Source organism: Streptomyces sp. NBC_00286 (genome assembly GCF_036173125.1).
Classification (GTDB): domain Bacteria; phylum Actinomycetota; class Actinomycetes; order Streptomycetales; family Streptomycetaceae; genus Streptomyces.
This window is the reverse complement of the sequence record NZ_CP108054.1, coordinates 1,618,120-1,635,457: the sequence shown is the minus strand read 5'-3', so window position 1 is coordinate 1,635,457 and position 17,338 is coordinate 1,618,120. Positions and strand designations below refer to the sequence as shown.

At 69.6% G+C, this 17,338-nt stretch carries 17 protein-coding genes; 10 read left to right on the top strand and 7 right to left on the bottom strand.

Annotated features, from left to right (window positions below; translation table 11 throughout):
• The first annotated feature begins 193 nt into the window (after nucleotides 1–193).
• Both OHT21_RS07480 and OHT21_RS07475 read left to right on the top strand, forming a co-directional pair.
• Entirely contained in the window at nucleotides 194–1,801 is a 1,608-nt protein-coding gene (locus tag OHT21_RS07480; protein WP_328767466.1) for a long-chain fatty acid--CoA ligase, read from the top strand.
• Nucleotides 1,802–2,220: 419 nt separating this feature from the next.
• Entirely contained in the window at nucleotides 2,221–3,312 is a 1,092-nt protein-coding gene (locus OHT21_RS07475) for an extracellular catalytic domain type 1 short-chain-length polyhydroxyalkanoate depolymerase (protein WP_328767465.1), read from the top strand.
• Between the two features lie 363 nt (nucleotides 3,313–3,675).
• On the opposite strand, the gene OHT21_RS07470 is transcribed toward OHT21_RS07475, so the two are convergent.
• Nucleotides 3,676–4,404, bottom strand: coding sequence for an SDR family oxidoreductase (locus tag OHT21_RS07470; protein ID WP_328767464.1), 729 nt, complete (start codon nucleotides 4,402–4,404; stop codon nucleotides 3,676–3,678).
• A gap of 76 nt (nucleotides 4,405–4,480) precedes the next feature.
• Between OHT21_RS07470 and OHT21_RS07465 the strand changes: the two genes are divergently transcribed.
• Together OHT21_RS07465 and OHT21_RS07460 are read left to right on the top strand one after the other, a co-directional pair.
• Nucleotides 4,481–4,858, top strand: coding sequence for a MerR family transcriptional regulator (locus tag OHT21_RS07465; protein ID WP_328767463.1), 378 nt, complete (start codon nucleotides 4,481–4,483; stop codon nucleotides 4,856–4,858).
• Between the two features lie 85 nt (nucleotides 4,859–4,943).
• The gene (locus OHT21_RS07460) at nucleotides 4,944–5,612 is read left to right on the top strand and encodes an HAD family hydrolase (RefSeq protein ID WP_328767462.1); all 669 of its coding nucleotides are present in this window, start codon (nucleotides 4,944–4,946) and stop codon (nucleotides 5,610–5,612) included.
• On the opposite strand, the gene OHT21_RS07455 is transcribed toward OHT21_RS07460, so the two are convergent.
• Nucleotides 5,578–5,862, bottom strand: a complete 285-nt coding sequence (locus OHT21_RS07455) for a hypothetical protein (RefSeq protein ID WP_328767461.1) — start codon at nucleotides 5,860–5,862, stop codon at nucleotides 5,578–5,580. The two genes, OHT21_RS07460 and OHT21_RS07455, sit on opposite strands and share 35 nt — an antisense overlap.
• A gap of 263 nt (nucleotides 5,863–6,125) precedes the next feature.
• On the opposite strand from OHT21_RS07455, the gene OHT21_RS07450 reads away from it, so the two are divergent.
• A complete protein-coding gene (locus OHT21_RS07450) occupies nucleotides 6,126–6,818 on the top strand; it encodes a protein-arginine deiminase family protein (RefSeq protein WP_328767460.1) in 693 nt (230 codons plus the stop codon).
• Between the two features lie 222 nt (nucleotides 6,819–7,040).
• Here the strand turns inward: OHT21_RS07450 and OHT21_RS07445 are convergent, their stop codons facing one another.
• Both OHT21_RS07445 and OHT21_RS07440 read right to left on the bottom strand, forming a co-directional pair.
• Entirely contained in the window at nucleotides 7,041–8,012 is a 972-nt protein-coding gene (locus OHT21_RS07445; RefSeq protein WP_328767459.1) for an ABC transporter substrate-binding protein, read from the bottom strand.
• 108 nt (nucleotides 8,013–8,120) lie between these two features.
• Nucleotides 8,121–10,481, bottom strand: a complete 2,361-nt coding sequence (locus OHT21_RS07440) for an arylsulfatase (protein ID WP_328767458.1) — start codon at nucleotides 10,479–10,481, stop codon at nucleotides 8,121–8,123.
• 368 nt (nucleotides 10,482–10,849) lie between these two features.
• Between OHT21_RS07440 and OHT21_RS07435 the strand changes: the two genes are divergently transcribed.
• Nucleotides 10,850–11,767 (top strand): LysR family transcriptional regulator, encoded by a 918-nt coding sequence (locus OHT21_RS07435; RefSeq protein WP_328767457.1) that lies wholly within the window; start codon nucleotides 10,850–10,852, stop codon nucleotides 11,765–11,767.
• A gap of 110 nt (nucleotides 11,768–11,877) precedes the next feature.
• Here OHT21_RS07435 and OHT21_RS07430 read toward each other — a convergent pair whose 3' ends face one another.
• Nucleotides 11,878–12,849, bottom strand: a complete 972-nt coding sequence (locus OHT21_RS07430; protein ID WP_328767456.1) for an ADP-ribosylation family protein — start codon at nucleotides 12,847–12,849, stop codon at nucleotides 11,878–11,880.
• A 167-nt stretch (nucleotides 12,850–13,016) separates the two neighbouring features.
• On the opposite strand from OHT21_RS07430, the gene OHT21_RS07425 reads away from it, so the two are divergent.
• A complete protein-coding gene (locus OHT21_RS07425; protein ID WP_328767455.1) occupies nucleotides 13,017–13,790 on the top strand; it encodes an SDR family NAD(P)-dependent oxidoreductase in 774 nt (257 codons plus the stop codon).
• A 296-nt stretch (nucleotides 13,791–14,086) separates the two neighbouring features.
• Here OHT21_RS07425 and OHT21_RS07420 read toward each other — a convergent pair whose 3' ends face one another.
• Both OHT21_RS07420 and OHT21_RS07415 read right to left on the bottom strand, forming a co-directional pair.
• Nucleotides 14,087–14,944: an NAD(P)H-binding protein gene (locus OHT21_RS07420; RefSeq protein ID WP_328767454.1), complete on the bottom strand. Its 858-nt coding sequence runs from the start codon at nucleotides 14,942–14,944 to the stop codon at nucleotides 14,087–14,089.
• Nucleotides 14,941–15,111, bottom strand: coding sequence for a hypothetical protein (locus OHT21_RS07415; protein WP_328767453.1), 171 nt, complete (start codon nucleotides 15,109–15,111; stop codon nucleotides 14,941–14,943). The genes OHT21_RS07420 and OHT21_RS07415 overlap by 4 nt, the downstream gene beginning before the upstream one ends.
• On the opposite strand from OHT21_RS07415, the gene OHT21_RS07410 reads away from it, so the two are divergent.
• The 3 genes from OHT21_RS07410 to OHT21_RS07400 are packed head-to-tail and all read left to right on the top strand — an operon-like array spanning nucleotide 15,110 to nucleotide 17,285.
• On the top strand, nucleotides 15,110–15,607 hold the full coding sequence (locus OHT21_RS07410) for a hypothetical protein (RefSeq protein ID WP_328767452.1): 498 nt from the start codon (nucleotides 15,110–15,112) through the stop codon (nucleotides 15,605–15,607). The two genes, OHT21_RS07415 and OHT21_RS07410, sit on opposite strands and share 2 nt — an antisense overlap.
• An 18-nt stretch (nucleotides 15,608–15,625) precedes the next feature.
• Nucleotides 15,626–16,468 (top strand): N-formylglutamate amidohydrolase, encoded by an 843-nt coding sequence (locus OHT21_RS07405; protein WP_328767451.1) that lies wholly within the window; start codon nucleotides 15,626–15,628, stop codon nucleotides 16,466–16,468.
• Nucleotides 16,458–17,285, top strand: a complete 828-nt coding sequence (locus OHT21_RS07400; protein WP_328767450.1) for a DUF429 domain-containing protein — start codon at nucleotides 16,458–16,460, stop codon at nucleotides 17,283–17,285. Before OHT21_RS07405 ends, OHT21_RS07400 begins: the two co-directional genes overlap by 11 nt.
• Nucleotides 17,286–17,338 lie beyond the last annotated feature (53 nt).

Here is a 17,338-nt window from a genome sequence, read left to right as displayed (position 1 = left end):
CAGACGTTAAGTTCGGCCACCTGCGGCGGCTACGGAGAAAAACTCCACAAGCCACCGCCACCGGGTGGGCGAAATCTCCGTACCCCTGTGCTGGCCCTCACGCTCGGGGTGGATATCCGCTCCACTTACCCGTCCCCACAACCGTGGGTCTTCTCCATGGCCCGCCTGACCCGGGGCGCTGACGATGTGCGCCATGGCAATGATGGACACTCCGCTCAACACTTGGCTGCTCTTCGACCATGCGCCGCGCTACTTCCCGGACACCGAGGTCGTCACGCAGTTCGCCGACGGAAGCCGGCACCGTTACACGTACGCGGATTTCGGCCGCCGGGCGCAGCAGCTGATGCATGCCCTGGACTCTCTCGGCCTGGGACGCGGCGACCGGGTGGCGACCCTGGCGTGGAACAGCTACCGCCACCTGGAGGCGTACTGGGCGGTGCCCTGCACCGGTCGCGTCCTGCACACCCTCAACCTGCGTCTGTCACCGGAGGACCTGGCGTACATCATCGGGCACGCCGACGACCGCGCCATTCTGGTCGACGCCGACCTGTTGCCGCTGCTGGAGAAGGTGCACGCGCGCGGCGGACTCGCGGGCGTCGCCCACATGGTCGTACTCGCCGACTCCGTCCCCGAGACGTCGCTGCCCGGCGTGGTCGCCTATGAGGAACTGCTCGCCGGCCGGCCCGAGGAGTACGCGCCGGTCGACATCGACGAACGGACTCCGCTGGGCTTGTGCTACACCTCCGGCACCACCGGCCGGCCCAAGGGCGTCAGCTACACGCACCGCTCCACCGTGCTGCACGCCATCGCCGCCTCCTCGCAGGCGGCGATGGCGATCGGAGCGGCCGACAGCGTGCTGCCGGTGGTGCCGATGTTCCACGCCAACGCGTGGGGTGTGCCGTACACCGCGACTCCGTACGGCGCCAAGCAGGTCTTCTCCAGCGGCCCTCTGGACGCGGCAGCCCTCGTGGAGCTGATGGCAAGCGAGCGGGTGACGGTGGCCGCGGGCGTGCCCACCGTCTGGATGGCCGTCGCCGACGAGATCGCGAAGCGCGACGGGCTGCCGGACCTGCGGCATCTGCTGTGCGGCGGCGCCCGGCCGCCACGCGCTCTGATCGAACGCTACCGCCGGGACTTCGGCGTCCCCCTGGTCCAGGTGTGGGGCATGACCGAGACCTCGCCGCTGGCCAGCCTGGCCTGGCCGAAGGAGCGGATGCAGGACTGGGACGAGGACAGGGTCACCGAGACGGTACGCACCCGGGCCGGACTGCCGCTGCCCGGTGTTCAGGTCGAGATCCGCGACGAGACGGGTCGGGCTCTGCCCTGGGACGGGGAGTCGATGGGGGACCTTCTGGTGCGCGGCCCGTGGATCGCCGACTCCTATCTCGGCGGTGAGGGGGCCGACCGGTTCACCGCCGACGGCTGGTTCGTCACCGGTGACATCGCGATCGGCTCGCCCGACGGCTACTTCGTCATCGCCGACCGCGCCAAGGACCTCATCAAGTCCGGCGGAGAGTGGATCTCCTCGGTCGACATGGAGTCGGCGGTCATGGCGATGGAACAGGTCACCGAGGCCGCCGTGATCGCCGTACCGGACGAGAAGTGGCAGGAGCGGCCGCTGGTCTGCCTGGTCACCAGGCCGGGGACGACCGTCGGCCTCGACGAGGTACGGCAGCATCTCGAGGCCGGGGGCTTCGCCCGCTGGCAACTCCCGGACCGCATCGAGGTCATCGACGCGGTACCCCGCACGGGCACCGGCAAGTTCGACAAGAAGGCCCTGCGGTCCCGATACGAATCGTGACGGCCTGCTGAGCCGCACTGACCGGATCCTCGGGCGCGGGCGGGCCCCCGTGCGCGCGGTTCCTCGCACGCGGCGGCCGGGGCGTCGGCGGCGGGCACGGTGTCCTGCGGTCCGATGGGCGAAGCCTCGCCGGGGCCGGGCCGGAGCACGTCCTGGATCCGTCGCGCCGCCGCCCGCGTGGCAACGCCGGACGGCGCAGAGCCCCGATCCCGCGGCGGGGCGTCGAGCCGTCTGCGGCCTGGCAACGGGAAACACCTACGTCCAGCGTCCGCACAGGGTGGAGCGCATCGCCATACCGCTGGGCCCCGGGTCGCTCGTAACTTCACCGTAATCTCGCCGCAGCCCGGCACTGAAAACCGTGCCGCCCGCGGTGCCTCCCCCCTCACCCGTTGCACTGACGGAATCGGCAAGGAGATGCGATGTACCCGCACGCCGCTCGGCTCCACTCTCCCCGCAAACCCCGGTCGCGCCCCGCCTCCCTGGCTGCCCTCCTGATAACCGTGATCGCCTCCTTCCTCGGACTGGCTCCCGCCCCGGCGCACGCCGCGAGCCTTGAGGAAGTGACCGGCTTCGGCTCCAACCCCGGCAATCTGCAGATGTTCCGCTACGTTCCCGACGGCCTGCCCGCGGGGCGGCCGCTGGTCGTGGCGCTGCACGGCTGCACCCAGTCCGCGGCCGGCTACGACGACGAGACCGGCTGGACCAAGTGGGCCGACACCCACGGCTTCGCGCTGCTGCTGCCCCAGCAGAAGGCCGTCAACAACGCCAACTCGTGCTTCAACTGGTTCCAGACCAGCGATACGTCACGCGGGCAGGGCGAGGCACTGTCCATCAAGCAGATGACCGATCGGATGAAGGCCGACTTCGGCAGCGACGCCGCGCGGGTCTACGTCACCGGCCTGTCGGCCGGCGGTGCGATGACCTCGGTGATGGCCGCGGCCTACCCTGACGTCTTCGCCGGCGCCGCGGTGGTCGCCGGCCTCCCCTACGACTGCGCTCGCAGCGTCCTCGAGGCATTCAGCTGCATGAGCCCGGGCAGCGACCTCAGCCCGCAGCAGTGGGGCGACAAGGTGCGCGCCGCCCACCCCGGCTACGGCGGCCCCTGGCCCGCCATGTCGGTGTGGCACGGCTCCAGTGACACCAAGGTGGCGCCGATGAACATGACCGAAATCGTCGAGCAGTGGACGAACGTGCACGGGACGGATGCGACGGCCGACGTCAGCGACACCGTCCAGGGCTACCCGCACAACGTCTACCGTGACGGATCCGGCCGGGCCGTCGTCGAGAGCTACTCCATCACCGGCATGCCCCACGGCCAGCCGGTCGATCCGGGCAGCGCTGCCACCCAGTGCGGCATCGCCGGCCAGCACTTCCCGGACAAGGACATCTGCGCCTCGCAGCGGATCGGAGAGTTCTGGGGCCTGAGCGGCTCCGGCGGCGGCCCGGGCACGCTGCCCGAACAGACCGGTCCGGCGGGGTCACCGGCACCTATGCCAGTAGCGCCTCACTGACCTGAGACACCGTCAGCGGCGCGGCCTCGTACGAGGTCTGCCGAGGCGGCAGCAAGGTGGGCTCGCCGACTTTCGCGTCCTCCGCGTCCTCCACGGACGCCGGGCTGGCCCCGGACACCACCTACCGCCACACCGTGGCGGCGGTCGACTCCGGCGGCCAGGCAGGCACCGTGTCCGCGGAGGTTTCGGGAGGTCTCGGCCACCACCGGCTTCGTCCTCGCGGGGCTTCTGCGGTGTCTGACGGGAGTAACGGCAGTAGTCGACGGCCATGGCGGCAGACACCACCGTGTCTGCCGCCATGGCCGTCTTTCGAGGGGCCGATGGAGTAGCGGCCGACCGAAGCCGTGCGGCTCGAGGGGCCCCTCAGGCCGCCATCAGCGACGCCAGGGCGCGGGCCATTGCGGCGTTGAACTCTTCCGGCGTCAGCGGCAGACGGGACTTGACGTCCCGGCTCCACTGGTCGGCGAGGACCTCGGCGGAGCCCGCCTCCACACCGTCGAGCGCCGCGTCGGCCAGGTCTGACGGAGCGATCTTGTCCACGGGCCAGCCCGCGGCCATGTCGGTGTCGGCCAGGCCGAGGTGTACCGCTGTGACGAGTGTGCCCTGCTCGGCGAGCTCCAGGCGGACGCCGTTGGTCATGGCCCAGGCGGCGGCCTTGGTCAGGTGGTAGGCATTGGCGCCCTTGCCCCCGAACCACGACATGGCGGAGAGGAGGTTGACGATCGCGCCCCCGCCGTTTCTGGCGAGCGCCGGCGCGAACTCCCGGATCATTCCCAGGTGGCCGAACATGTTGGTCTCCAGCTCGTGCCGCACCGCGTCCAGCGAACCGGTCACCAGGTCGGTCCCCGTACTGATTCCCGCGTTGTTGATGAGGAGCGAGACGTCCGGGGCGGCCTCGGCGGCGGCCCTCACGGATGCGGGATCGGTGATGTCGAGGGGCAGCACCTCGACCCCGGGCAGGTCCACGGTCTCCGGTCGGCGGGCCGTCGCGTAGACCTTGCGGGCGCCCCGTTCGAGCAGGCGCTGGGCGAAGGCGCGGCCCAGGCCGCGGTTGGCTCCGGTGACAAGGGCGACGGAGTTGTTGATATCCATGGCCGGTACGCTAAAACCTGACGCTGGCGTCAGAGGCAAGTGCTGCTCGTCAGGGCCAGGGGTGAGGGGAATCACCGTGACTGTCACAGGGGCCGCGGCCGAGCGGTTGATCCGCATCGGCGAGGTGGCACGAGGTGCTGGCGTCTCCGTACGCGCCGTGCGCTACTACGAGCAGCAAGGGCTGCTCATCGCGGAGCGCAGCCCGTCCGGCCAGCGGCTGTACCGGCAGGACGCCATCGCCCGGGTCCGCTTCTTCCAGCAGATGTTCGCCGCCGGCCTCACCAGCCGAAGGATCACCGAACTCATGCCGTGCTGGGACGCCGGGCACACCGACGCCGAGCAACGAGCCATGCTGCGGGCCGAGCGCGAGCGCATCCAGGCCAAGATCGACGACCTGCAGGCCGCCCTGGACCACCTCGACAAGGTCATCGCGATCACGGACACGCACCCGTAGGCGCGATTCTCGGTGTTCGGGCAGGGCGGAGCCCAGCGCGAGGCTGTCCCGCAATCGCCTGCTCGCCGCCTGGCATGATCGACGCGTGACCAGTGAACCTGGGCGGCCGGGCCGCGTGACGTACGTCCTGTTCGATGTCGATGGTACGTTGATCGACGCGGTGAGCAACCAGCGCCGAGTCTGGGCGACTTGGGCAGAGCGGTACGGGCTGGATGCTGACGAGGTCTACCGGGTGGCTCTGCGGACGCGACCGATGGAGACGTTCGCTCAGGTCGCCGCGGACCAAGATCCGTACGAGTGCCTGGCCACGCTGCACGCACTGGAGGACGAAGACGTCCGATCCGGCGTCTATACGGCTTTCGACGGCGCATCCGAGCTGCTGCACGGCCTGCCACCGGGGTCTTGGGCCTTGGTGACCTCGAACTACGAGCACAGGGTGCGCGGCCGTTTCCTGCGCACAGGCCTGCCTGTGCCGGACGTGATCGTGGACGCGGCTGCTGTCGAGGAGGGCAAGCCCTCTCCCGTCCCCTATCTGCGAGCCGCTGCCCGGCTGGGAGCCGAGCCGGGAGACTGCCTGGTGATCGAGGACGCCCCGTCCGGAGTGCGGTCCGGGCTGCGTGCCGGGATGACGGTGTGGGGCGTGAACGCCGCCGTCGCGGTGGACGGAGTGCACCGCCACTTCGCCAGTCTGCACGAGGCCGTCCCGCACATCCTGGCCTTCACATCCGGCCCTCACGGGACTGCCGCAGCCTGAGGCCGTCCGTCGCCACCAACTGCGGAGCGAGGGCGCGGATCCGGTCCGCAGGGGGCCGGCCGTTCCGGGCTGTGCAGAGGTCGTCCGTGGCGTCGTTGTAGGTCGTGTCGAAGGCGATGTCGTTCGCCGTGACCAACTGGTCGGCCTCCGGCAGCAGGCGGCTCTTGGGGGGAATGCCCGGCAGCGTCCTGTACGACGGCCAGGACCTGGCCCGCCCTCGATTTGGCGGCTGACGGCGCCGCCGACCCATGGCCGTCCCCGCAGAGCGAGCGCGGAGGAGACGCGGCTGGGGCCCGGAGATGCGGGCCGTCAGCGAACTGACGTCCCCTCACGAAGCCCTCGGTCCGGCACCCCGATGTCGCGCTCCGCGCTCACCGCGTCGGCCAAGTCACGTACGTATCCGAGAAGTTGGCATCGGAGGCGGAAGCCGGACCACCGCCTCACAGTGAACGCACACCTCGTGCAGCCCGTCTTGCTCGGCGAACACACCCCCACAGAGAAGGGACGCGCACCGTGCGCGTACACACGCGGATACGTACATCGCCCGCGAGACGGGCGGTCCTCGCACTGGCCACCGCGGGCTCCGTGCTGGCGACACCGCTCTTCCCCGCCCACGCTGCCGAACCGCCTCCCCTGGCCGACCTCCGCGCGGACGTGAACCGGGACGGCCTGGTCGATGTCACCGGCTCCACCGACGACTCCGGCGAGGACACGTGGAATGTCGGTCACGGAGCGGTCATGCTGCCCAACATCGACGACGACTCCAAGCGCTGTCCGGTCACCACGCCCGGCGGCGAACCGCTCTCCAACGCGAAGCTGGCCGCGTGCAACGACGCCGCCGACACCAAGGTCAACGGCAGGGCGGACGCCGCCGACCTCGCCCGAGTCCGCTCCGTTCCCATGCGCCACCTGCCGGCGAACGCCGAAGGACGCGTGAAAGTGACGACCGGTGCCGAGCACACCCGGGTCTTCCTCAGACGCTCCGACGCGTGGGTCCCCGTCACGCCCCGGACTCGGCTGACCCCCGCCGAACTGCGCTCCGGCGCGGAACCCGGCGTCGGGGCCAAGGACGTCGTCCGCAACAGTGCCGGGCTCAAGGTGTCGTACATCGACGACTGGTACACCTACCACCTCGGCCAGGGCGAGGTGCACTGCGGCACCAACACCCTGCGCGACACGTCGGCCGCTTGGTGGCACCGCCCGTAGGGCTGCCCGCCACTTCCCACTTCGCTGGGTGCATCGCCCATAGACCGGCCACGTCACGCGGGACCACCAGACTCAGGCGGTACCGCGGACGTGGCCGAGTCATGCGCCACCACAACGCCCGACGCCCGCTCACCCGTCCCCCCGGCCCCGGCGTCGTCGGGCAGGCGGGTCAGGCGGGTCAGGCGGAGCAAGAACTCGTGCTCTACTCCTCGCTCGTGGCTGCTAGCCGAGCCAGGCCTTGACCTTGTCGGGGTTTGCGTCGATCCACTTCTTCGCCGCCGCCTCCGGTGTCATCTTGTCGAGCGCGATGTACTTGGCGACGGTGTTCTGGTCTTCGTTGGTCCAGGTGAAGTTCTTCACCAGGTCGTAGGCCGGGCTGCCCGACTTGGCGAACTTCGTGCTGACGATCTTGTCGAGGTCGAACACGGGGTAGTCGCAGGCGACCTTCGCCTTGTCCGCGTCGCAGCCCTCCGTGTGCTTGGGCAGGTCGACCTTGACCAGGGGCACCTCGGACAGGAACCACTGCGGCTCGTAGAAGTAGCCGATCACCCACTTCTTGTTCTTCTCGGCTTCCCGGAATGCCTGGATCAGCGCGGTCTCGCTGCCCGCGTACACCACTTTGAAGTCCAGCTTGAGGTTCTTCGCCAGGGCCTCGTCGTTGGTCTGGAACGACGGGTCGCCGTCCAGGAGTTGGCCCTTGCTGCCCGACTCGGAGGTCTTGAAGTCGGCGGCGTACTTGTTGAGGTTCTTCCAGTTGGTGATGTCCGGGTGCTTCTTCGCGATCCACGGGGGGATGTACCAGCCGATGATTCCCTTGTTGCCGGTCGAGCCGAGGTTCACGGCGATCTTCTGCTGGTCGATGTACTTCTTCTTGAGGTCGTCGTGGCCCCAGTTCTCCACGATGGCGTCGACCTCGCCCGTCTCGAAGCCCTGCCAGCTGATCTCCGCCTTCAGGTCCTTCGTGACGACTTTGCAGCCGAGTTCGTTCTCCGCGACGTTCTTGATGACCGCCGCGTTGGCCTCGTAGCCCACCCACGGGCTGACCGCGAGGTTGACGGTGCCGCACTTGCCCGAGTCGGCGTCCGCCCCGGAGGATTCCCCGCCGACCTTCGCCCCGCCACAGGCGGTCAGGGTGAGACCGAGTACGGCCACCCCCGCCGCGCCGGAACGCCAATGTCCTCTACGTGCTGCCATGGTCCTGCTCCTTGTGCGCTGGGCGTATCGGGCCGTTGTCCGAGTGGTGGAGTCGAGATCCGGGTCGATGAGGGTCACGTCATGTCCAGGGCGCACCGGAACCCGAGTTCACTGGGCCCCCATGACGCGTCGGTGCAGTCCGCCGTCGAACTCGGACGACTCCGTGCTCTGGGAGCCCAAGTCGATGCGCACCGTGTGAATCGTCCCGGTGAACTCGTTGTCGAGGACGGGGTAGTCGTCGGTCACCGGTGTGCTCAGGTCCACGCCGACGTCGAGTGTCTCGTCGAAGGAGAAGTAGTACGGGATGGTCTGATCGACCCGGCCGCTCGCGTGCTTCTCGCCGTCCACCAGAAGCGTGGCGGTCCCGCCCTTGCCGAGTCCGCCTCCGTCGTAGTCGAACTCGAGCCGGACCTCGTGCCGTCCCGGTGTCAGGGGCCGGCCGCCGCGCACGGTGTACAGGTTCATGCCGAAGTAGTTGTAGGCGTAGGCGGGCCTGCCGTCGGTGAAGTAGAGGGTCCAGCCGCCGAACCGGCCGCCCTGCGCGATGAGTACGCCCTCGGCAGTGGTGTCCGGCACTTCGATGTCCGCGGTGATGCTGTGCGAGCGGTTCTTGACGTTGGGCGTGGTCTCCTCGGTGAACCGCCTCATCCCCGCGCGGTAGGTGACGGAGGTGCGGTCGCCGAGCAGATCGATACGGCCGGCCACGGCGGGGTTCTCCCGTTCGGTGACCCGGTCGTCCAGGGGGAAGACCTGGTACTTCGCCGCCTCGATCAGGAACAGATCCTGCAACCGCCGTAGCTTCTGGGGGTGTTGGGCAGCGAGGTCGTGCGCCTGACTCCAGTCGTGGTTCAGGTCGTAGAGCTCCCAGACGTCGTCGGCGAACGGCCGGTCCCCCTCCGGCACCATCTCCCAGGGGATGCCGTGCCGGGTGACCGCCATCCAGCCGTCGTGGTAGATGCCCCGGTTGCCGCACATCTCGAAGTACTGCGTACGGCGGTGCTCGGTCGCCTGGGGGTCGGTGAGCGTCTGCTTCATGCTGGTGCCCTCGATGGGCTGCTGCATCACCCCGTCCACGCTGAACGGCGCCGGTACGCCCACACAGTCCAGAATCGTCGGCAGTACGTCGATGACGTGCGAGAACTGGTGTCGGATGCCGCCGCGTTCGGCGACCCCACGCGGCCAGTGCAGGATCATGCCGTCCCGGGTGCCGCCGAAGTGCGAGGCCACCTGCTTGGTCCACTGATACGGGGTGTTGAGCGCGAGGGCCCATCCCGCGGGGGCGATCGGGTAGCTGTCCGGGCCGCCGATCTCGTCGAGGTGGTCGATCATCTCGTCCGGGTCGTCCACGATGCCGTGCCCCAGCCGGTGCTCGACGATCGTCCCCTCGATGCCGCCCTCGCCGGAGGCGCCGTTGTCGCCCAAGATGTAGAGGACGATCGTGTTGTCCAGCTCGCCGAGTTCGTCCAGGGCGTCGAGGAACCTGCCGACCTGTACGTCCGCGTGTTCCGTGAAGGCGGCGAACGTCTCCATGAACCTGGCCGCCAACTCGCGCTGGTTGTCGCTGAGTTCGTCCCAGCGCGGAACGCCTTCCGCCCAGGGCGCGAGCTCCGTCTCCGGGGGTACGACGCCGAGGTCCTTCTGGCGCTCGAGGGTCACCTCGCGCTGCCGGTCCCAGCCGTGGTCGAAGCGGCCGCGGTACTTCTCCTGCCATTCCGGGCCGACGTGCAGGGGGGCGTGCGCGGCGCCGAGCGCGAGGTAGGTGAAGAACGGCCGGTCCGGGGTCAGGGTGCGCTGCGTACGCACCCAGTCGATGGCGTGGTCGACGAGGTCCTCGGAGAGGTGGTAGCCGTCCTCGGGCCGGCGGTCCGGCTCGATGGGGGTGGTGCCCTGGTACAGCAGCGGGTACCAGTGGTTCATCTCGGCGCCCATGAACCCGTAGAAGGTGTCGAAGCCCTCCCCGGTGGGCCAGCGGTCGAACGGACCGACCGCGCTGATCTCCCGCGGCGGGGTCTGATGCCACTTGCCGAAGGCGGCCGTGCTGTAGCCGTTGCCCTGCAGGATCTGCGCCATGGTCGCCGCGCTGCGCGGCCGGAACCCGTTGTACCCGGGGGCCGCGGTGGCCATCTCGGTCGTGCCGCCCATGCCCACCGAGTGATGGTTGCGGCCGGTCAGCAGGGCCTGCCGGGTCGGCGAGCACAAGGCCGTCACATGAAAGCGGGTGTAACGCAGCCCGTTGCCCGCGAGCCGGTCCGCGGCCGGCATCTCGCACGGTCCGCCGAACGCGCTGGAGGTGCCGAAGCCGAGGTCGTCGACGAGCACGATCACCACGTTCGGGGCACCCTCCGGCGGCGGGACCGGGCCGATGGGCGTGAACGGCGTCTCCTGGTCGTGGACGTCCATCGCGGTCGTCAGCGGCCGACGGATGTCAGGCCGGGGAAGTATGTGCCGTCCAGCGTCGAACTCAGTCATGCAATTCTCCGATTTCGGTGCCCGGCGAGGAAATGTCACACCCTCTTATCGCGGCCGAATTGCCGGTGTAATGCGGCTGGACTTCAGCGGTCCGGAGTGCCCCTGCCTGCGACGCTGTCAAAATGTCAGTCGCCGCCGAAGCCGGTCAACAAGAGTTCTGAATTTACGTGGACCGGTTTTGAATGAGGGCAATAGAAAGCTTCTATACCGGGGCACGGATCCGAGTCCCAGGCAGCGTGGCATCCCGGCCGTGGAGGCGCGCAACGGTGAGGCGCCGCCGTCGTTAGGACGGGGCTCGGACGGGTCGGGCGGCGAGATCGCCGGGCGGTCGCCGGACAGTCGGTTCGTACGAGCGATAGAAAGGCTCTATGGAACGTCGCCAGGTCGAGTACTTCCTCGCCGTCGCCGCGCACCGGAGTTTCACCAGCGCCGCCCACACCCTGCGCGTGGCACAGCCGTCGCTGTCGCACGCGATCCGTCTGCTGGAGCGGGAACTGGGCACCCCTCTCTTCCACCGGCTCGGTCGCGGAGTCGTGCTGACCTCGGCGGGAGAGGCGTTCGTGGAGCCGGCCCGGCAGGTCATGCGCGATCTGGAGACCGCTCGGTCGGTGGTGCGCACCATCGCCGGACTGGCAGGCGGCACGCTGGACATCGTCGCGCCGACGACGTTGGCGGTCGATCCGCTGGCGGACCTCGCCGGGGCCTTCCGCGGGCGCCATCCCGCGATCGACATCGTCATCGTCGAGCCGCCGGACGCGGCCGCGGTCGCGGACATGGTGCGTACCGGTGAGTGCGAGTTGGGGCTGGCCGATATGAGGACGGACAGCAAGACCGTCGAAACCCTGGAGCTGTGCCGGCAAGAGGTCCTGGTGGTGGTGCCCCGGTCCGACCGCTTTCCTCAGGCCGGACCGGTGGCGCTCGGTGACGTGGCCCGGATGGATCTCGTGGCGACCGCGCCAGGTACCGCGACCCGTGCCCTGATGGACCAGGCGCTGGGCGGGGAGGGAGGCCGTCCGCGCATCGCGGTGGAGACGGTTCATCAGGCCGCGGTCGTCCCCTTGGTACTGGCTGGTGCGGGGGCGACGCTACTGCCGCGCTCTCTCGCCGAGGAGGCGGCGCGGCGCGGCGCGGTGGCGCTGGCGCTCCGGCCGCGCCTGGTCCGGCCGGTCTGGCTGATGTGGCGGCATGGGCCGCTCTCACCTGCCGCGCAGGCGTTCATCGATGTGGCCCGCGACGCTTTCGAGCTCCCGGTGGCGGCGCTGCCGGAGGGCGACAAGCAAGAGTGATGGGCGAGCGGGCGGCGGGTGTGGGGTACCAGCGGTCAGGGGTGCCGCGCAGCAGGTCCGCGCCCGAACCGTCGCCGGTCAAGAGCAAGACTGCCGCGTACGTGCTGCTGCTATGTCTGCTCCAGGACGTCTACTCGTGGCAAGGACCGGTGACGGTGGTGCGCACCGGCTATCTCCGCCAGTGAGGGGCGGTTCAGCACGCGGTAGGCCATCACGAGGAGTTCGTTCGCGAGTGCTTCGCGGGCCGGGTCACCGCCCGAGGCCCAGTGCAGGTCACGGCCCAGGACCAGCGCTTCCGCCGGATCGCCTGCCGAGCAACGCCGGCGGGCCTCCTCCACGCCGGCCTGCAGGGCTGCGGGGTCCTCGAACAGGGCGTAGATGTACGTCGCGAACTTGTACTCGTCGGCCTGGCCGTGGGCAGGGCGGTCCAGCGCGGTTTCGCCCGCCACGAGTGCGCCCGCGCCGTCCAGCGTGGTGATCCGGTCGAAGTCCGCCGCTGGGGCGATCGTGTCGTACGCCCTGGAGTAGGCGAGGCCCACCTCGGGTCGGTCCCCGGTCTCCACGACGGTCAGTGCATCGCGTAGCAGCGCCAGGCGGGACCGCCGCGCGGACACGTCCTCATCCTCTACGTCGTCATCGAGGTCGCGCCAGCAACGTTCGAGGATCGCGCGCAGCGCCTCCAGCGGGGTGCGCGACGTGGTGTCGATTCCACCGCCGTCGTGGGTGTAGTAGGAGGCGACTCCACGGCACGTACGGCCGTCGTCGAACCACAGGCCGTGGTGAAGGCCGTCGGAGCCGCCGTGCATGAAGGTCAGGAACTCGGGCGGGTCACGGTAGTAGCGGCCGTGCACCCGTACATCGATCCCCTGGCGCGGCTGCAAGCTCGTGTCGGCGAACAAGTCGATGACGCCGACCGGGGACACGTCGAGGTCGCGGAGGGCCTGGTGTCCGGCCGGGGCGAGGGAACTCAGGAAATCCCAGAACCGGAAGATCGAATCCGGTAGTTCGAATCCCCAGTCCCGCAGGAAGCGCTCCTCGATGTCAGCCCGGCTCGCCGGCCTCTCGGACTTCTCCCCGCGCATCGCACGACCCCCAGTTCATGGCGCACATACGGCCACTGTCACGAAGGCCGAGGCTACCGAGGCGGGCCCGTCCGGCTCTGGCCGGGTATCGACGGCTCCAGCGTGGCGTACTGCCGCGTCCGGACGGAACTGTGTGCTCCAGGGATCCCAGCAGGTTTACTCGCCCCATGACCGACACGAATGGAATGCTGGCCGGTAAGTCCGTCATGATCACGGGTGCGTCGAGCGGCATCGGAGAAGCGGCCGCCCGTCTGTTCGCCGCCGAGGGAGCGGCGGTCCTCCTGATGGCCCGCCGCGAGGACGTACTGAAGCAATTAGCCCAGGACATAAACGACTTGGGCGGCCGCGCGGCGATCAGCGCGGGCGACGTCTCGGTCGCGGAGGACGTACAGCGTGCCGTGGACGCGACCCGCGAGCAGTTCGGCGCCCTGGACGCGGCCTTCAACAACGCGGGCTTCGCCGGCGATGACCTGTCCCCGCTGCATGAGCTCGACCAGGCCGTCTACGACCGTACGATCGCCGTCAACGTCACCGGCACCTGGAACTGTCTGCGCTCCCAGATCCCGGTGATGCTCGAAGCGGGGAAGGGCGCGATCGTCAACACGTCCAGCACCGCCGCCATGGGAGCCACCGGAGCCCCCGTTCCGTACGTCGCCGCGAAGCACGCGGTGCTCGGCATGACGAGGGCCGCAGCGGCCGAGTACGGGGAACACGGTATTCGCATCAACACGCTCGTCGTCGGAACCACCCGCACCGAAATGATCAACCAAGTAGTGGAGGCCTACCCGGAGTTGGGGACGGCTTTCGTCGCCCGCCAAATGCAGAAACGCATGGCGGATCCCGTCGAGATCGCCCAGGCGGCCCTGTGGCTGTGCAGCGAACGCGCCTCGTTCGCCACCGGGTCGGCACTGGCCGTGGACGGGGGGTGGACGGCGGGCTGACGGCCGCGTACCGGCACGGGGTGCGCTACCGAGGGATTCGCCCTGCGGCTGAGCTCGTTGCTGTGGAGCCGGTTCCTTGAGGACCCGCGTCCGGGGATTCCTGCTGCGACGTCCTTGATTCGCGGGCGAGTTGGCGCAGCAGGCGTACGTACCGGCTCCAGCGGGCCGGCCGGGCGACCTGGCCGGTGAGCGGGAGTGCACCCAGCTTCGTCGTGTGGCCCCGTCCCGGGACGGACGCGGTCGTAACCGGTGATGCGGATCCTCCCGCGTCCGCCGCCCCACGAACCCGGCCGGGGCTATGCGGTGCCTGAGGGGTCGGCTGCCGTGAAGGCGTCCGCGTGCTCCGCGGCCCACTGGGCGAAGGTGCGGGCCGGGCGGCCGGTGACCTTCTCGACGGTGTCGGCGACCGTACGGCCCGCCTCCGGGGTGTTCCCGTACACCTCGAGCAGGAAGCCGATGACGTCCTCCGGTTGGCCCGCCGCCCGCCATTGGGCGACGGCCTGCTCCTCGGTCAGCTCGACCAGGGAGATCTCCCGGCCGCGAGCGGCGGCGATGGTCGCCACCTTGTCGCCGACGGTCAGCAGTTCGGGGCCGGTGATCACGTACTCCTGGCTCCCGTGGCCCTCCTCGGTGAGCGCGACCGCGGCGACGGCGCCGATGTCGCCCTCGTGGACCATGGCGCTGAGCCGGGAGACGAACGGCTCGCGGACTTCGCCCGAGGCCACGATCTGGTCCGCCCACGCCAGGGCGTTGGACATGAACTCGACCGGCATGAGTACGGTCCAGTCGACCCCGTCGTCGGCCCGTACGGCGTCTTCCAGCGGGGTCGGTCCGCCGCCGTGCAGCACGGTGATCCTGCGTACCCCGGCCGCTCGGGCCAGCTCCAGGATCCGCGGGCCGGTCTCCAGCGGAGCGAAATAGGGCCCGCCGAAGGTGATCAGATGGAGGCCGGTGACGCCCTCCAGTGCCGGGATCAGGCTGTCGGGTGCGGTCAGGTCACCCTGGACGACCTCGACGCCGGCCGGGAGGTTGGCCGTCGCCGGATCCCGCGTGAGGGCGCGGACCGCGTGGCCGCGGGCGAGCAGTTCGGCGACGACCTGGCGGCCGACGGTTCCGGTGGCGCCGGTGACAAGGATCTTCTGCGTCTGTGTCATGACACGACCGTAGAGGTCATATAGGTCAGATTCTGTCCGCGATGCTCAATCCAGAAGCCGGCGCGCTGACTTGCTCCACCGTCGCGGGCCTCGGACACCAGCTCCGCCGTCGGGACCACCGAAATGCGGTCGCGCGGGCGGTGGTTGCCCTTCAGGATGACGGCCATGCAGCGCATCGAGTTTCTGAACTACCCCGACGACGAACGGCCATCGGCCCTCCTGTGGGGCTTCCGCATCGACGGCACGGATCTGCGTGTGCATGCCGCCGACGCCACCCGCGACCTGTGGCGTCAGGAGCACGAAGAGGAAACCCAGGCCGAGCAGGAGCGCTTCCTCCTCACCCAGCACAACGGCCTCGACGTCTCCGAAGTCGGCGACCCCGCACGCCATTTCCTCGGCGCCCCCGCCCTCGAGTTCGCTCATCCCTCCACCGGCGCGACCCCGGTCCTCGGCTGCTCCTGTGGTGTCTGGGGCTGCTGGCCCCTGCTGGCGATGATCACCACCACCCCCGAGACCGTCACCTGGTCCTCCTTCCGGCAACCCTTTCGCAAGGAGTGGGGTGAACTCCCCCTGGGGCCATACGTCTTCGCCCGCCCCGCCTACGAAACCGCGCTCGCCGAGCCGATCCGCGTCGCCGAAGACCCGCTGGGGCACGGGCGTTGACCGCACGCCGGCCCCACAATGAATGACGTGTCGGCCTCCTACCTGATCCTCCCGGGCGCACCGGACTCCCCCGTGATCCTGCACGTCCCGCACTCCTCGCGGGCGATCCCGGCGGACGTACGGAGCGGCATCGTGCTCGAAGACGCCGCGCTGGAACGGGAGTTGGACCACATCACCGACGCGCACACCGCTCGGCTCGCGGCGATGGCCGCGGAGCGCTGTGCCACGGCGCCCTGGCGGTTCGTCAATCAATTGTCGCGGCTGGTCGTCGACCACGAACGGTTCCCGGACGAGCGGGAGGAGATGCTGGCCGTCGGCATGGGCGCGGTCTATATGCGGACCACCCACCGGGCGGAGCTACGACCGGCCGATCACGACGGTCAGCTGCTCATCGAGCGGTACTTCCACCCGTACGCCGCCGCCATGACGGACGCCGTGACCGAGCGACTGGACGCCGTCGGGCGGGCCGTGATCATCGACGTCCACTCCTACCCGACCGAGCGCCTGCCCTATGAGCTCCACGGCGACGGACCCCGGCCGCCCATCTGCCTGGGCCGGGACGCCTTCCACACCCCGGCCGATCTGCTCGCCCGAGCCGGGAGGGCGTTCGCGGGCTTCGGCGGCACCGGAGTCAACAGTCCCTTCGAGGGAACGTACGTACCGCTGAAGTACTACGCCAACGACGCACGGGTCAGCGCCCTGATGATCGAGATCCGGCGGGACGTCTACATGTCCGAGCCGGGCGGTCCGGCGGGCCCGAGCCTCGACGCACTCGCGAGCGCACTCGCCCAGCTCGTCGAGGAAGAGCACCGCGCCGCGCCGGTGGCTGATTCTCTGGTACTACCGACGCATGGGGATTGAGCGGTTCATAGGCATCGACCTCGCCTGGGCGCAGGGTGGCGCCCGTACCCGGCCCAACGAGACCGGCGTAGCCGCCATCGACCGTCGCGGCGTGGTGATCGATTGCGGCTGGACCTCCGGGATCGAAGAGACCGTGTCATGGCTGGCCAAGACAGCAGTCGACGGATCGACCCTGGCTTTCGTCGACGCGCCGCTGGTCGTCGACAATCCGGTCGGCCAGCGGCTGTGCGAGCGGGAGGTCGGCCGGAGATACGGCCGCTGGAAGGTGAGCGCGAACAGCACCAACCAGCGCTCTCCTCGCCTGGCCGGAGTGTTCCTGCGGGAGCGGCTGCAGGAGTCCGGCTGGTCCTACGACGACGGCAGGGGCGGTCCGCGGACGGGCGGGCTGGTGGTGTCCGAGTGCTATCCGTACACGACCTTGGTCGGGGCCGCCGAGCTGGGTTACGGCCTGGAGCGCCCCACCTACAAGCGCCGACCGGTGCGAGTGCCGGCGGCAGAGTGGCGAGCGGTGCGCGCACGGGAGTGCGACGTGCTGATCGCGCGCATGGCGGGCCTGGCCACCGCCGACCCGCCACTGCTGCTCTCTTCCCATCCGGTCTCCCGTCGACTGCTCGAGGAGCCCTCACCTCTGGGGGCGGTCGCCTACAAGCATCGGGAAGACCTCATCGACGCGCTCCTTTGCGCGTGGACGGCCGCACTGTGGTCCCGGCACGGACTGACACGCTGCCAAGTCCTCGGCCCGGACACCGCCGTATCGCCCGGAAGCGCTCCCACCATCATCGCGCCCGCCCGCCCCGAGCAGCGGCGAGACAGCTGAGCCGCTCGCACACCCGTAGCGACAGAGCCACGCTGGAATCACGTTGCTCGATG

What these genes read in the sequence shown, in the direction of transcription:
- OHT21_RS07425 (WP_328767455.1), top strand. Translation starts at nt 13,017, where the DNA reads ATGACCGACACGAATGGAATGCTGGCCGGTAAGTCCGTCATGATCACG.
- OHT21_RS07445 (WP_328767459.1), bottom strand. Translation starts at nt 8,012, where the DNA reads ATGGCAGCACGTAGAGGACATTGGCGTTCCGGCGCGGCGGGGGTGGCC.
- OHT21_RS07415 (WP_328767453.1), bottom strand. Translation starts at nt 15,111, where the DNA reads ATGGCCGTCATCCTGAAGGGCAACCACCGCCCGCGCGACCGCATTTCG.
- OHT21_RS07430 (WP_328767456.1), bottom strand. Translation starts at nt 12,849, where the DNA reads ATGCGCGGGGAGAAGTCCGAGAGGCCGGCGAGCCGGGCTGACATCGAG.
- OHT21_RS07420 (WP_328767454.1), bottom strand. Translation starts at nt 14,944, where the DNA reads ATGACACAGACGCAGAAGATCCTTGTCACCGGCGCCACCGGAACCGTC.
- OHT21_RS07475 (WP_328767465.1), top strand. Translation starts at nt 2,221, where the DNA reads ATGTACCCGCACGCCGCTCGGCTCCACTCTCCCCGCAAACCCCGGTCG.
- OHT21_RS07435 (WP_328767457.1), top strand. Translation starts at nt 10,850, where the DNA reads ATGGAACGTCGCCAGGTCGAGTACTTCCTCGCCGTCGCCGCGCACCGG.
- OHT21_RS07400 (WP_328767450.1), top strand. Translation starts at nt 16,458, where the DNA reads ATGGGGATTGAGCGGTTCATAGGCATCGACCTCGCCTGGGCGCAGGGT.
- OHT21_RS07470 (WP_328767464.1), bottom strand. Translation starts at nt 4,404, where the DNA reads ATGGATATCAACAACTCCGTCGCCCTTGTCACCGGAGCCAACCGCGGC.
- OHT21_RS07440 (WP_328767458.1), bottom strand. Translation starts at nt 10,481, where the DNA reads ATGACTGAGTTCGACGCTGGACGGCACATACTTCCCCGGCCTGACATC.
- OHT21_RS07455 (WP_328767461.1), bottom strand. Translation starts at nt 5,862, where the DNA reads ATGGGTCGGCGGCGCCGTCAGCCGCCAAATCGAGGGCGGGCCAGGTCC.
- OHT21_RS07480 (WP_328767466.1), top strand. Translation starts at nt 194, where the DNA reads ATGGCAATGATGGACACTCCGCTCAACACTTGGCTGCTCTTCGACCAT.
- OHT21_RS07405 (WP_328767451.1), top strand. Translation starts at nt 15,626, where the DNA reads ATGAATGACGTGTCGGCCTCCTACCTGATCCTCCCGGGCGCACCGGAC.
- OHT21_RS07410 (WP_328767452.1), top strand. Translation starts at nt 15,110, where the DNA reads ATGCAGCGCATCGAGTTTCTGAACTACCCCGACGACGAACGGCCATCG.